Origin of the sequence: Avibacterium sp. 21-594, assembly GCF_026226815.1 — a bacterium.
GTDB classification, from domain to species: domain Bacteria; phylum Pseudomonadota; class Gammaproteobacteria; order Enterobacterales; family Pasteurellaceae; genus Avibacterium; species Avibacterium avium.
In genome coordinates, this window is record NZ_JAKKOC010000001.1 from 1,749,831 (window position 1) to 1,762,510 (window position 12,680).

General features: G+C 39.0%; 13 protein-coding genes. 2 read left to right on the forward strand and 11 right to left on the reverse strand.

The window, feature by feature from the left end; genetic code table 11:
* Positions 1-5: 5 nt before the first annotated feature.
* On the forward strand, positions 6-1,064 hold the full coding sequence (locus L5B76_RS08350) for a peptide ABC transporter ATP-binding protein (protein WP_265755029.1): 1,059 nt from the start codon (positions 6-8) through the stop codon (positions 1,062-1,064).
* Positions 1,065-1,073: 9 nt separating this feature from the next.
* On the forward strand, positions 1,074-1,868 hold the full coding sequence (locus tag L5B76_RS08355) for a peptide ABC transporter ATP-binding protein (RefSeq protein WP_265755030.1): 795 nt from the start codon (positions 1,074-1,076) through the stop codon (positions 1,866-1,868).
* A gap of 34 nt (positions 1,869-1,902) precedes the next feature.
* On the opposite strand, the gene L5B76_RS08360 is transcribed toward L5B76_RS08355, so the two are convergent.
* From L5B76_RS08360 to L5B76_RS08410, 11 genes are all read right to left on the reverse strand, one after another.
* Complete coding sequence (locus tag L5B76_RS08360; protein WP_265755032.1) at positions 1,903-2,634, reverse strand: carbohydrate-binding family 9-like protein; 732 nt, start codon at positions 2,632-2,634, stop codon at positions 1,903-1,905.
* A gap of 36 nt (positions 2,635-2,670) precedes the next feature.
* The gene (locus L5B76_RS08365; protein WP_115249131.1) at positions 2,671-3,174 is read right to left on the reverse strand and encodes a YgjV family protein; all 504 of its coding nucleotides are present in this window, start codon (positions 3,172-3,174) and stop codon (positions 2,671-2,673) included.
* A gap of 7 nt (positions 3,175-3,181) precedes the next feature.
* Entirely contained in the window at positions 3,182-4,489 is a 1,308-nt protein-coding gene (locus L5B76_RS08370) for a TRAP transporter large permease (protein ID WP_115249130.1), read from the reverse strand.
* A gap of 20 nt (positions 4,490-4,509) precedes the next feature.
* Positions 4,510-4,992 (reverse strand): TRAP transporter small permease, encoded by a 483-nt coding sequence (locus L5B76_RS08375; protein WP_197717457.1) that lies wholly within the window; start codon positions 4,990-4,992, stop codon positions 4,510-4,512.
* Positions 4,993-5,047: 55 nt separating this feature from the next.
* On the reverse strand, positions 5,048-6,034 hold the full coding sequence (locus tag L5B76_RS08380) for a TRAP transporter substrate-binding protein (RefSeq protein ID WP_115249129.1): 987 nt from the start codon (positions 6,032-6,034) through the stop codon (positions 5,048-5,050).
* Positions 6,035-6,089: 55 nt separating this feature from the next.
* Positions 6,090-6,932 carry a 5-dehydro-4-deoxy-D-glucuronate isomerase gene (kduI, locus tag L5B76_RS08385; protein WP_115249128.1) on the reverse strand — a complete coding sequence of 281 codons (843 nt, stop codon included), beginning with the start codon at positions 6,930-6,932 and terminating at the stop codon, positions 6,090-6,092.
* A gap of 184 nt (positions 6,933-7,116) precedes the next feature.
* A complete protein-coding gene (locus L5B76_RS08390) occupies positions 7,117-8,067 on the reverse strand; it encodes a tagatose 1,6-diphosphate aldolase (protein WP_265755033.1) in 951 nt (316 codons plus the stop codon).
* Between the two features lie 33 nt (positions 8,068-8,100).
* The gene (gene nagA, locus L5B76_RS08395) at positions 8,101-9,261 is read right to left on the reverse strand and encodes an N-acetylglucosamine-6-phosphate deacetylase (protein WP_103853292.1); all 1,161 of its coding nucleotides are present in this window, start codon (positions 9,259-9,261) and stop codon (positions 8,101-8,103) included.
* 12 nt (positions 9,262-9,273) lie between these two features.
* Positions 9,274-10,047 (reverse strand): transcriptional repressor AgaR, encoded by a 774-nt coding sequence (gene agaR / locus L5B76_RS08400; protein ID WP_103853293.1) that lies wholly within the window; start codon positions 10,045-10,047, stop codon positions 9,274-9,276.
* Between the two features lie 131 nt (positions 10,048-10,178).
* Positions 10,179-10,994 (reverse strand): carbohydrate-binding protein, encoded by an 816-nt coding sequence (locus tag L5B76_RS08405; protein WP_126373157.1) that lies wholly within the window; start codon positions 10,992-10,994, stop codon positions 10,179-10,181.
* 47 nt (positions 10,995-11,041) lie between these two features.
* A complete protein-coding gene (locus L5B76_RS08410) occupies positions 11,042-12,664 on the reverse strand; it encodes a sulfatase family protein (RefSeq protein ID WP_017806045.1) in 1,623 nt (540 codons plus the stop codon).
* Between the last annotated feature and the right edge of the window lie 16 nt (positions 12,665-12,680).

Genomic DNA, 12,680 nt, shown 5'->3' on the forward strand with positions numbered 1-12,680 from the left:
TTCCTATGGCACTACTTGATATTCGTAATCTTTGCATAGAAATAAAAACGCCAAATGGTCGAGTAAAAATCATCGATAACGTCAATCTCACCTTAAATGAAGGGGAAATTTGCGGCTTAGTCGGGGAATCGGGTTCAGGAAAAAGTCTGATTGCAAAAGTGATTTGTAACACCATTAAGGATTCGTGGGTTGTTACCGCTGATCGCTTTCGGTTTAATGATGTGGAACTGCTCAAGCTTAGCCCACATAAAAGGCGGAAATTGGTGGGCAAAGAAATCTCAATGATCTTCCAAGAGCCGCTGACGAATTTAGATCCCAGCAGCAAAATTGGTAAACAGTTGATCCAAAATATTCCCTCTTGGACATTCAAAGGGCGCTGGTGGCAATGGTTTGGCTGGAAAAAACGCCGCGCCATTGAATTATTACACCGTGTGGGGATTAAAGATCATAAAGACATAATGAACAGCTACCCCGATGAAATCACTGAAGGGGAAGGGCAAAAAGTGATGATCGCCGCTGCCGTTGCCAATCAGCCGCGCTTATTAATTGCTGATGAGCCGACCAATGCGTTGGAATCCATCACTAAAGTGCAAATTTTCCGCCTGCTGTTGAGTATGAACCAAAACCAAAGCACATCTATCTTGCTAGCCAGCAATGATATTAATAGTATCCGTGAATGGTGCGACAGTTTCAGCGTGCTTTATTGCGGGCAAAATGCGGAATCTGGGCCGAAAGAAAGTGTACTCAGCACACCACATCACCCTTACACCAATGCACTGCTGCATTCTATTCCTGATTTTAAACAGCCGTTACCGCTTAAAAGCCGTTTAGGTACATTGCGTGGAAGTGTTCCCCTGTTGGATCAGCTGCCTATTGGCTGTCGCCTTGGCCCACGTTGTCCATTTGCGCAGAAAAAATGCATTAATAAACCGCCAACAAGACGCATTAAACACCATGAATTTGCCTGCCATTTTCCACTGAATTTGCGTGAAAATCAGCGAAAAGAAAGAGAAGATGTCGCAACACCACTTATCATTAATACGGATGAAAATAACGAAGAATAGGAAAAGCGAATGAGTGCCTTATTAAAAATTGAAAATTTATCCAAATCCTTTGATGATAATGTCGGCATTTTTTCATCTAGCCAGTTCGTTGCCGTGGAAAATGTCAGCTTCCAGTTAGAGCGTAAGAAAACCTTAGCAATTATTGGTAAAAATGGCTCGGGCAAATCCACTTTGGTAAAAATGATCGTGGGGATTATCGCACCAAGTGCGGGGGAAATTTTGTTTAAAAATAATCCCTTACAGTTTGGCGATTATCACTACCGTTCGCAGCATATTAGAATGGTTTTCCAAGATCCAAATAGTTCCTTCAACCCTAAGCTTAATGTCGGTCAAATTTTGGATACCCCACTACGCCTTGCCACAGATTTAACCGAAGAAGAGCGTGATGAAAAAATCTTTGCGACTCTCAAGCTGGTAGGGCTTTATCCCGATCACGCCAGCATAAAAATCAATACAATGTCAGTGAGCCAAAAACAGCGCGTTGCCCTGGCTCGTGCTTTAATCCTTGAGCCTGAAATCATAATCACTGATGATGCCCTTGGCTCACTCGATGCCACGGTGAAAACTCAGCTAATGAATTTAATGCTCGAAATCCAAGAAAAACTAGGTATTTCTTATATTTATGTGGGGCAACATTTGGGCATTATTAAGCATATTTCTGATGATGTGTTAGTGATGGACGAAGGCAAAATGATCGAATACGGCACAACTCGTGATGTCTTCACTCACCCACAAAATGAGATTACCAAACGTTTAGTTGAAAGCCATTTTGGCCGACTACTAACAGATGAATCTTGGCAATAAAAAAGGCTGAATAATTCAGCCTTTCGTCAGGTATTTATTTTTTCGGCTCTAACACAAATTCGCCGAATGAAGAATTAATATGGAAATTTGGTTTTTCGGTTTTTGGATCAACCCAAGTAATCCAATTTGCTTGTTCTTTGCCTTTTCCTTTAATAATAGAAAATTCTGCACGATAAGCCCCAGCGCGGATTTTATTGCCTTGAATTAAATTATGTTCTTTTAATTCACTAAGCGCAATTTTACCCTCAAGGGTATAACCTTTTTCTGTGCGAACGCCTACGGTTTCTAAGGTTTTTGGATCCCATTCTGCATTAATATTTTTTTCAACATCACGCAACATTGATAAGGTGCGGCCTTTGTAATCCATTTCCAAGGCAACATATTTTGGATATTTTCCATCTGCTTGCTGTTTATCAATTTCGCCCGGTGCCATAAATAATTCTACACGGTCTTCGCGCGCAACCATCCATTCGTGATCGGTGGTGTCATAAATTAAAACATTCGGATCTTCTACATCAAAAGAGAAATAAAAATTTTGATCATCGTGAAACGCTTTAAATTCTGTTTTTGGCATTTGTGCTTGTTCCCAAGGATTAACAAAATCTGTTACTCCTTGCACTTTGCCCCACACGGCTTCATCAAGCTTACCATCTAACACTGGCGCTTGTGATTCAAATGCTACGTTATAGCTCTTAGCTGGTGCTTCTGCTGCTGCGTTCATTGAAAATAATGCACCGAAAAGTGTTGCAATTAATAATTTCTTCATAAAAATTCTCCTATGAATTAAAGATGAAATGAATCATTATCTATGAGTTTGACGCATTAAACGAATAATGGTGATGGTATTTACCACCATAACCGTACTTTCTAATAACACGCCACCTAAAGATCCCACTAAAATATTATTTGTTAACCAACAAGCTGAACCGACTAACATAAATAAACGCATTGGAATGCCTTTTAATAAAAATAATGAAATCGTTCCAATAGTTGAGGCAATAATCGGGAAAACCTGCCAAACGGAATCTGCAATGACATAGCCAAAAATAATCCCTAATAAAACAAAAAAGAAGGCAATATATTTTGATGAAACATAAATGGACGTTGCCGTTCTTAAGGTGGAAAGCAACGAACTTAATGCCGCTACATTCGCACCTAATAAAATAAAATGGCTCATATAAGTGATATTTTGAATCAACATCACAATTTTGAGCTTTTTATCATTCTTTTGGTAAAAACAAATTACCCCTAATATAAAAGCTAAAATACCGAGTAATTGTGGAATGTTTATAATATCATTAAACATAAATTTACTACTTCACTAATCCCATTAATTCGGGAATTGACATTGAAATTGCAGGAATATAAGTTACCAACATTAACGTAATAAAAATGGCTACAAAAAATGGAAGTAGCGTTTTTATTACTTGTTCAATTTCAATATTCCCCACCTTACAGCCAGTGAACAAGATCGGGCCAACTGGCGGAGTTATTGTACCTAGTGAAAGATTAAAAACCAACAAAATACCAAACTGAATTGGACTCATTCCGAGAGAAGTACAAATCGGTAAAAAGATAGGTGTAAAAATAAGAACAGCTGGCGTTGGATCCATAAAGGTTCCAATCACTAATAAAATCAAGTTAATAATTAACAAAATGAGAATTGGGTTATCTGTAATAGACAGTAATCCAGAGGCTATCATATTTGGAATCTGTGTGAATGCCATCACCCAAGACATCACAGATGAAGTTGCCAACATAAAAATCACGATGGCAGACATTTTTGCTGTTTGTAAAAAGATTTGTGGCAATGCTTTAAAAGATAAAGTGCGGTAACAAATACTTAAAATTAATGAATACACAACTGCAATGGCCGAAGCTTCTGTCGCAGTAAATATCCCTGCAAGAATCCCTCCAATAACAATAAATACTAAAGAAAGACTAGGAAGTGCGGCAAAAATTACGGGAATACTTTGGGTAAAACTCATCTTTTCACGACTAATATATCCTCTCTTCTTTGCCATTAGTGCTGCAATAATCATTACCGCAACACCCCATAAAATTCCAGGCAAGTAACCCGCCATAAATAAGGCAGAAACAGATACACTGCCTGCAACAGTGGCATAAACAATAATCGTATTACTTGGTGGAATTAGCATTCCAGTAGGAGCTGAAGCAATATTCACAGCAGCGCTGTAACGAGGATCATACCCTTCTTTTTTCTCTATTGGCGACATTATTCCTCCAACCGCAGCTGCTGAGGCTACTCCAGATCCACTAATAGAGCCAAATAACATATTGGAAATAATATTCGTTTGAGCAAGCGATCCTGGTAGAAAGCGACTAAATAATTTCGCAAAGTTAATTAAACGAATAGCAATCCCCCCACTATTCATTATATTTCCAGCCAAAATGAAAAAGGGAATAGCTAATAACGCGAAAGAATCCAAACCTACGAAAATTCGCTGAGCAGACGTTACCATTCCACCATTAAATGGGAGAATAACCAACATTGCGGCAACAGATGAAATTCCAACACTAATACTGATTGGCGTGCCAATCACGAGGAAAAATACCGTACCGATTAACATTACTAATGCTGCTGTTGTGGCAAGATCCATAATCATTTCCTCTCTATAATCTATTTTTCATTAGGCTGATAAAATTTTATTAAATTACAAATAACATAAAACACAATCAATATCCCGCTAATTGGAATCGCAGAATAAATAAATCCCATTGGAATTTGTAATGCTGAATCCAATTGGAACATCTGACGTAAGGTTGCACTATAACCACCAAAAATCATTACACCAATAGCAAAAGCCGCAATTGCCAATTCAGCTATGGTATTAGCAATAATTTGTCCTTTCGCTGAAAGTTTATTTTTTAGAAAAGCAATCTCCATATGCTCTCTTAATCCAAAAACATAAGCTCCTGCAAAAAGAATAAGCCAAACAAAAAGATACCGAGAGAGAATTTCACTCACTGCACTTGGGCTATTAAATACATATCTCGAAACTACTTGATAAGTAATTAAGATTGTCATTAACGCAACAATAAAAATACAAATACCTTCGAGTAGGCGATCAATAATTTTTTTAATTCCAAACAGAATATACATGCTATTCTCTCCCAATAAATAAGGGATAGATATCAACTATCTATCCCATAATGTTTTATTTCAATGCAATAATTTTTTCATAGAGTGCTTTCTGAGCTGGTGTTTTAATTAGCTCTTCTTGCAATGGTTGACAACTTTGTTGGAATTCGGTGGTATCCACTTCCACAAAAGTCGCTCCTTTTTCTTTCGCTAACTCTTCTGCTTTTTTAATTTGAGCATTCCAAAGTTCAAATTCAGTTTTTGTACTCTCTTTTGCTAGCTTTTTCAATGTCGCTTGATCTTGTGGTGTCATTGTAGATAAGAACATATCGCTCACAACTAATAAATCAGCGACTCGTAAATGCCCTGTACGAGAAAAATAAGGGGCGACTTCATATTGTTTTAGATCTGCATAAGTAATCTCATTATTTTCTGCACCATCTAACACACCTTGCTGAATTGCGGTATAAACTTCACCTTGGTTCATTGGAACCCCCGTTCCTCCCATACAAGAAAGCATTTTAATCATAGTATCAGATTGTAAAACACGGATTTTTTTGCCTTTTAATTCAGCTTTGGTTTTAATTGGAGCATCTTTGGTGTAAAGGCTTCTCGCACCAGCTGTATAGGCAGTAAGCACTTCAAAACCAAATTTCTGTGTTGATGCAAACAAATCATCTAAAATACCAGAAGTAAATACTTTCTCTTGGTGCGCTGTATTCGCATATACATATGGAATACCCAATACAGCAAAGGTTTTATCGTAATTTTCAACTAATGGATTTGCTACCACTGCCATTTGAATCGCACCATTTTGTACTAGTTCTAATGATGCTCGCTGATCACCTAATAATTCATTTGGAAAAACACTCACTTTATAACGTCCATCTGTCGCTTTAGTGAGCTGCTCACCAAATTGTTGCAGAGCCTGATACTGAGGGTGTTTATCTGATTGATTAAAAGAAACTTTAATCTCAGTCGCTGCTAGGGTATAAGATGAACACATTGCTCCCATCGCAGTAACCAATAACAATGCTTTCTTAGATAATTTGAATAATTTCATACTTAACTCCTCATAGATTAGTAGTAAAAAGATTGATATTTATGGTCATAAGCATTTAACGTAAATCATTCATCTCAATGAAATCCATATCATCAAATGTCTGATTTTCACCTGCCATTCCCCACACAAAACGATAATTTTTTGTACCGCAGCCTGAGTGAATTGACCAGCTTGGTGAAATAATTAATTGTTTATCTCGCACTACAATATGGCGAGTTTCTTGTGGCTCTCCTAAGAAATGAAAAACTACTTGATCTGGTGCAATATCAAAATAAAGATAAGCTTCCATACGACGTTCGTGAGTATGCGCTGGCATTGTATTCCATACACTACCAGTCTCTAATTCCGTCATTCCCATACAAAGTTGGCAAGTTGGCAGAATATCGGGATGCAAATATTGATTAATCGTCCTAGCATTTGCATTCTCTAAGGAGCCGAGTTTAACTTTCCGTGCTTCGGCATATTTGATAAGTTTATTTGGGAATTGATGATGGGCGGGAACGCTTAATCCGTATAAAACTGCAGGTTGTTTTGTATCAAGAGAAGAAAAAACGATATTTTCCGTTTCTTTACCTAAATACAGTGCATCGAAATGCGCTAAGGTGTAGCTCTCTTGCTCTGTTTCAATTAGTGCTGGGCCACCTAGATTAATAATACCTAACTCACGACGTTGCAAAAAGAAATCCGTACCAAAAGATTTTTTATCAATCACTTGATCCAAAAATAATTTTTCTGCCCCATTTGGTACTATGCCTAAAGCGACTAAACGATCGATATGGCTATATACTACATTAATCTTATTAAGCTGAAATAAATCTTCACAAAGAAAAGCATCGCGCAATCTTTGTGAATCATAATGTTTAGCATCCTCTGGATGCATATTGTGCAAAACTTTCATTCCATTTCTCCTGTTCAAACAGAATTCAGGTCAAATCTAAACTAGAATGAAGTTTCAGTCTATGAATAAGTTTTGATTTTGTGATCTTGATCTAAAATTTTTCAAAACAATGTTTCAAATAAGAAAAGCGGTCTAAAATAGACCGCTCTTTTTCTATGTATCTTCTCCGCATCACGCCATCAGATTAAATCTCTAACGGCTGTGCTGTTTCTTTTAATACAGCATTAAGGGCTTCAATGTTGGCTTTACCTTCGTTGAGTAACCATTGTTTTGCTGCTTCTGCACCTTCTGCTTTAAAGATTTCCGCAGCACCTGCCCAAGTAGCACGTCCGCATAATACGCCGTTGAAATCACAACCTGCATCTTTAGCAAAGCGTAGCGTGTCTAAGAATAATTGTGCGCTCACACCTGCACTTAAGAAGATAAATGGAATTTCGGTGGCATCGCTTTGTTCTTTGAAGTACGCTTTCGCTTGTGCTTGGCTATATACCGCATCTTGCTCTGCGAAACCTTCGACAAATTTCATATCCACTGGCACTTCCACTTTTAATACGTCAACGCCAAAACGTGGCTCGGAGAATAATTTCATTGCTTCGATCACTTTGCGCGGTTTGATTTTCGCATATTCTTTCGGATCAGAAATATTCGCGTCATAGCTCACAAGCTCTAGGAAGAATGGCATTTCTTCTGCTTTACATTCTGAAGCCACGCGTTCTACAAAGGCTTCTTTGCGATCATTCACTTCTTTGCCTTCGTCAATATCGATATAAAGCAATAATTTGATGCCGTCTGCGCCTTTCGCTTTTAAGCGTTGCACGGAAACATCGTCAATTAAGTCAGGGTAACGTCCTGGTTGGGTTTTGTCGTAACCAGTTTTTTCATAAGCCATTAATAAGCCTGCGTTAGCAGCACGTTTTTCAGCCGCTTTCCAGCCCACTTCTGGGTCAAGCAAAATAGATGAGGCATAAGGGGTTAAGTATTCAGACACCAATACTTTAAACTCTGCAAGTTGTTCATTGCTTGCAGATTCACCAAGCATACGGCGTAATGCGCCACGCTGGTCAATGGCGAGCGCCGCAATTAAATTGTCTTGGCTACATAATTTTTTTAAACGTTCAGTTCTTAACTTTGACATTGTTTTCTCTCCATCTTTGTAAATATAAAAATCTTAAAATTTTTCACCGCACTTATAAACTTGTTCACCTTGAATATAAGTGGCTTGAACTTGTAATTCTTTGTTTAATAACGTGAAATTTGCTTCTTTGCCGACAGCAATATCACCAATGCGATCTGCCACACCTAAATAAGTGGCGGGAATGGTGGTAACCATTTGAATGGCTTCCCATACAGGCACATCAGCTTTAAATACCATATTGCGTAAGGCCTGATCTAGGCTACAAGTGCTGCCTGCAAGGGAACCGTCAAAGGTTCTCGCTTGACCGTTTTCTACCCGTACAGTTTGCACACCTAACGTGTACTCGCCATCTGGCAAGCCGCCTGCGCGCATACAATCTGTGATCAACACCATTCTGCGGTAAGTTTTTAATTTATAAGCTAAATTTAATACGGCTGGGTGAACGTGAATGCCGTCTGCAATAATTTCCGCCAGCATATCGTGATATAACACCGCCCCCGTACAACCCGGCTCACGGTGATGTAAAGCACTCATTCCATTAAATAAATGCACACCGCAATCTGCTCCTAAATAATAGGCTTTGGTCACTTGCTCAAAGGTGGCGTTAGTGTGTGCCACAGACACCTTCACGCCATTTTCTACCAACCATTTAATAGCAGGTTCTGCATTTTCAATTTCAGGCGCAATGGCAACACGCAGCAAAGTGCGGTCGGAAATTTGTAATAATTCTTCTAATTGTGGAATCGTTGGCGGCATTAAATATTCAGTTGGGTGCGAGCCACGATGGCGCTCGGTGAAATATGGCCCTTCCATAAAGCTACCCAATAATTCTGCGCCCGATTGCTTGCCTTGTTGAATGTAATCTTTCATTCGTTGCATTGATGAAAGAATATTTTGCCAAGGCGCTGAAACCGTTGTTCCCACCCACGCGGTAACCCCAGTTTGTGGTAGCGCTTGTGCAATGGTAGCCAGCGCAGTGTCGTTTTCGTCCATCACATCTGCCCCAGCGCGGCCGTGAATATGCACATCAATAAACCCTGCGGAAAGATAGCTGTCGGGATAATAATGCACATCGCAATCAACAGGCTTTTCTTCTTGGATACTTTCTATTTTGCCTTGATTTATCACCACATATTTATTCAGTAATTCCCCTGATGAAGTCATCACTTTTTCAGGTTTAATGGCATAACGCATTGTTTTTTCCTCTTAATCTACAATAATCACTTCAATATTATTTTCCTGAAGTGCGGTCAAATATTCGGGAGAAATTCCAGAATCGGTAATTAATACATCAATATCGGCAAATTTGCGGATAACGTGGCAACTTTTTTTACCAAATTTACTGGAATCCGTTACCGCAATCACTTGATTAGAAATCTCACACATAATGCGGTTTAAGTTGGCTTCTTGCTCATTGTGAGTGGTAATGCCTGCCTGAATATCAAACCCATCAACACCAAGAAAAACCTTGCTAAAACAGTAATTTGCTAAACTGGCATCTGCTTGTGGGCCAGAGAAAGACATCGCATTTTTGCGTAATTTCCCGCCTGTCATTAGCACTTCCACATTTTCCGCATCGGCTAATTCAGAAGCAATATCCAGTCCATTTGTCATTACCAGCACATTTTTCACTGTGGATTTTTTCAACGCAGCAGCAATTTCTCGCGTGGTCGTTCCTGAATCTAAAATAATAATATCATCGTCATTAATCAGTTTTAGCGCGGCTTCCGCAATCTTATTTTTTGCCCCTAAATTACGATGTCTTTTTTCGGCATTGCTTAATTCTGCGATCATTCCTTTATTTGGTACAGCACCACCGTGTGAACGCACAATATAGCCATTTTTTTCTAAAAAATTGAGATCTTGCCGAATAGTAACGGTAGAAACAGAAAAGGTTTCAGCCAAATCTTCCACACGGGCAGAAGAATTTTTATTGACTATTGCGACAATCTCCATTCGTCTTTCAATTGCACTTTTCATCTTTTTTCCTTTGACCGGTTTTATATTGTATCAATTATAGCCTTAAACAAAGATAAATGAAAGAAAACGAAATGATATATTAAAAAAATAGGAATATAATATGTTAGAAGCCTCCTCCTACTTTCATTTTCTTATTTCTCGCTATGCTGTATTCTAATATTCTGCCCTAATACCTCAATTTGCGTTAGAGCAGTAAAAGGGGATTTGTCTTCACCTTTTATAAAATTAGTCAGCAAAATAAAATCACTTTGTCGTTGCTTGAAAGAAAATGTCTGCGGTTGCCCTGTTCGGCTTAAATGCAAGATTTCTTCGCTACCATCAGAAAAATGTACACTCAAACTTTCCCACCACGCATCGTGAGGAAAATCCGCTCTTAACATCAAAATCAAGCCGTCAATTTCTACTGTTCGTCCAAAATCGATTTTTAATTGTGCATTAGGGGATTGGGCGTTGCTCCAAGAGGTAAAAGGATAAGAACCGTGTGCATTACTATCAAAAATGCCATCAATCACATTATAAGGGGCAAAGCGAATATTGCTTGGCACAATATTACTACTAATTTGTGGATACACACCTTTTTGCTGAGGTTGGCAATAAGGGTTAAACGCTAGATTGCCATATTGGTTAATTTCATACTCTCTCGCACTGCGAACCCAGAGGAAATGCAGCCCGCCTTGGAATGCTTTATCACTATTGTATAAGCGTGTTTGATCACCAAACGGAATTTGAAACTCAAAAAGGTTTTCCGTTACATAAATAAGGCAACTTTCTAAGCTATCCTCTAAACGCAACTTTAAATAACAAGGGGGATTATCTACCTCAATACGGATCACATCGCCCGCTTGATATTCACCTTTATAAGTGAGCATTAAAAAGTCAAAAGCACTTTTGCAAATTTTGATGTTGCTATTTTGATCTAAAACACTGAGCGTAATTTTTGTCATCATTCTTCCTCAAAAAAATCAGCCACCATAACAGTGGCTGATTCATCAGATTATTTTGCTTTTGCTGAAGCCTCAATCGCTTGGAATTCTTCAGGATTCCACGCCATTGGTTTTGGTTGTGTGCTGATCCAGTCGTAAAATGCTTTTTGCAATTCTTTTACTTTTTCTGGATATTTATCTGCCACATCTTGGCTCTCTGCTGGGTCAACTTTGTCGTGATAAAGATGAAGTTTGTTACTTCCATCATTGTAGAAGTATAACGCCCAATCTTGATCGCGAATCGCCCACGAGCTTTTCGAGAGTTTTTCTAAGTTTGGATTTTTCGGTGCGTCATTGGTGTTATAGGTGATATATTTCCAATAATCCGCCCAGAATTTTTGGTTATCCTCACTATAATGTTTCGCACCTGGCCCCGCCCAATAGAGATATTTATGCGGTGAAACTTTTTCTTTGCCTTCTAACACTGGCAAAATATCACGACCATCAAGTTTTAAAGACGCTGGCACTTTAATATTCGCTGCTTTCAGTGCTGTTGGCAGAATATCTACCGCAGAAATTAAGCTGTCATTTTTGGTATCCGCTGGAATGTGTCCCGGCCAAGAAACGATGAATGGCACTCGCACACCACCGTTATACATTTGTCCTTTAAAGCCACGATCCATTCCATTTAATGGCATTGGTGCTTCGTGAACCGAACCATTGTCGGATAAGAAGAAAATAATGGTGTTATCTAATTTGCCGTCAGCTTTTAATTTGTCGATAATTTTGCCAATGCCCTCATCAGCCGCATTGATCGCCGCAAAATATTTATCGGCTTCCACATTCCCTGTATTGAAACGATCCATATATTTGGCAGGTGATGCCTCTTCCAATGGAATGTGTGGTACGCTATAAGCGAGATTTAAGAAAAACGGTTTATCGCCTGTTTTATCAATAAATTGCAGTGCTTCATTGGTTAAATTATGGGTTAAATAGCCCGGTGCTTCGATTGGCTTGTCATTACGCCATAGTGCTGGGGAATTCCACAATGCTGCCCCTGATACAAAATAGCTGTAAGAATAATCAAAACCGCGATCCGTTGGGAAATAACCTTTATCTGGTACAGATGAGAAGTTATCGTGGTAATCACGGGTTTTTACATCATCAGGCTTAGTGATACGTCCAATTTTTCTGTCTTTATTCACTCGAGCGTTATGGTATTTACCAATATTCGCCGTGGCATAGCCATTTTCTTGGAATAACGCTGGCAACAGCTTCACATCAAGTGGAATACCGTTGAAAGAATCATCATTACTATAAATACCAAAGGACGCTGGATAACGTCCTGTCAAAATCCCTGCACGAGATGGGCCACAAACAGGGTGAGCAACGAACGCATTGGTCATTTTTACCCCAGTAGCGGCTAATTTAGACACATTCGGCATTGCACGCTGTGCGGCATCAATCATTTTATCTAAATCACCTTGATAACGAGCAGCAACAGGGCGTTTGCTTAATTCGTTCTTGTCTAAACTGTCAATGGCGAAATCAAGCTGGCCTGTGCCTAAATCGTCCATTACAATAACCAGCACGTTCGGTTTTTGAGGATCTTGGCTGTGTGCGTAAACAGGCTGAGCCGCAGCACCAACAACCAATGCGGATAATAAACACTGACTAAGTAACGAGCGTTTCATTATGATCTCCTTTGAT

What these genes read in the sequence shown, in the direction of transcription:
- kduI (WP_115249128.1), bottom strand. Translation starts at nt 6,932, where the DNA reads ATGAAAGTTTTGCACAATATGCATCCAGAGGATGCTAAACATTATGAT.
- nagA (WP_103853292.1), bottom strand. Translation starts at nt 9,261, where the DNA reads ATGCGTTATGCCATTAAACCTGAAAAAGTGATGACTTCATCAGGGGAA.
- L5B76_RS08405 (WP_126373157.1), bottom strand. Translation starts at nt 10,994, where the DNA reads ATGATGACAAAAATTACGCTCAGTGTTTTAGATCAAAATAGCAACATC.
- L5B76_RS08360 (WP_265755032.1), bottom strand. Translation starts at nt 2,634, where the DNA reads ATGAAGAAATTATTAATTGCAACACTTTTCGGTGCATTATTTTCAATG.
- agaR (WP_103853293.1), bottom strand. Translation starts at nt 10,047, where the DNA reads ATGAAAAGTGCAATTGAAAGACGAATGGAGATTGTCGCAATAGTCAAT.
- L5B76_RS08365 (WP_115249131.1), bottom strand. Translation starts at nt 3,174, where the DNA reads ATGTTTAATGATATTATAAACATTCCACAATTACTCGGTATTTTAGCT.
- L5B76_RS08370 (WP_115249130.1), bottom strand. Translation starts at nt 4,489, where the DNA reads ATGGATCTTGCCACAACAGCAGCATTAGTAATGTTAATCGGTACGGTA.
- L5B76_RS08390 (WP_265755033.1), bottom strand. Translation starts at nt 8,067, where the DNA reads ATGTCAAAGTTAAGAACTGAACGTTTAAAAAAATTATGTAGCCAAGAC.
- L5B76_RS08350 (WP_265755029.1), top strand. Translation starts at nt 6, where the DNA reads ATGGCACTACTTGATATTCGTAATCTTTGCATAGAAATAAAAACGCCA.
- L5B76_RS08355 (WP_265755030.1), top strand. Translation starts at nt 1,074, where the DNA reads ATGAGTGCCTTATTAAAAATTGAAAATTTATCCAAATCCTTTGATGAT.
- L5B76_RS08380 (WP_115249129.1), bottom strand. Translation starts at nt 6,034, where the DNA reads ATGAAATTATTCAAATTATCTAAGAAAGCATTGTTATTGGTTACTGCG.
- L5B76_RS08375 (WP_197717457.1), bottom strand. Translation starts at nt 4,992, where the DNA reads ATGTATATTCTGTTTGGAATTAAAAAAATTATTGATCGCCTACTCGAA.
- L5B76_RS08410 (WP_017806045.1), bottom strand. Translation starts at nt 12,664, where the DNA reads ATGAAACGCTCGTTACTTAGTCAGTGTTTATTATCCGCATTGGTTGTT.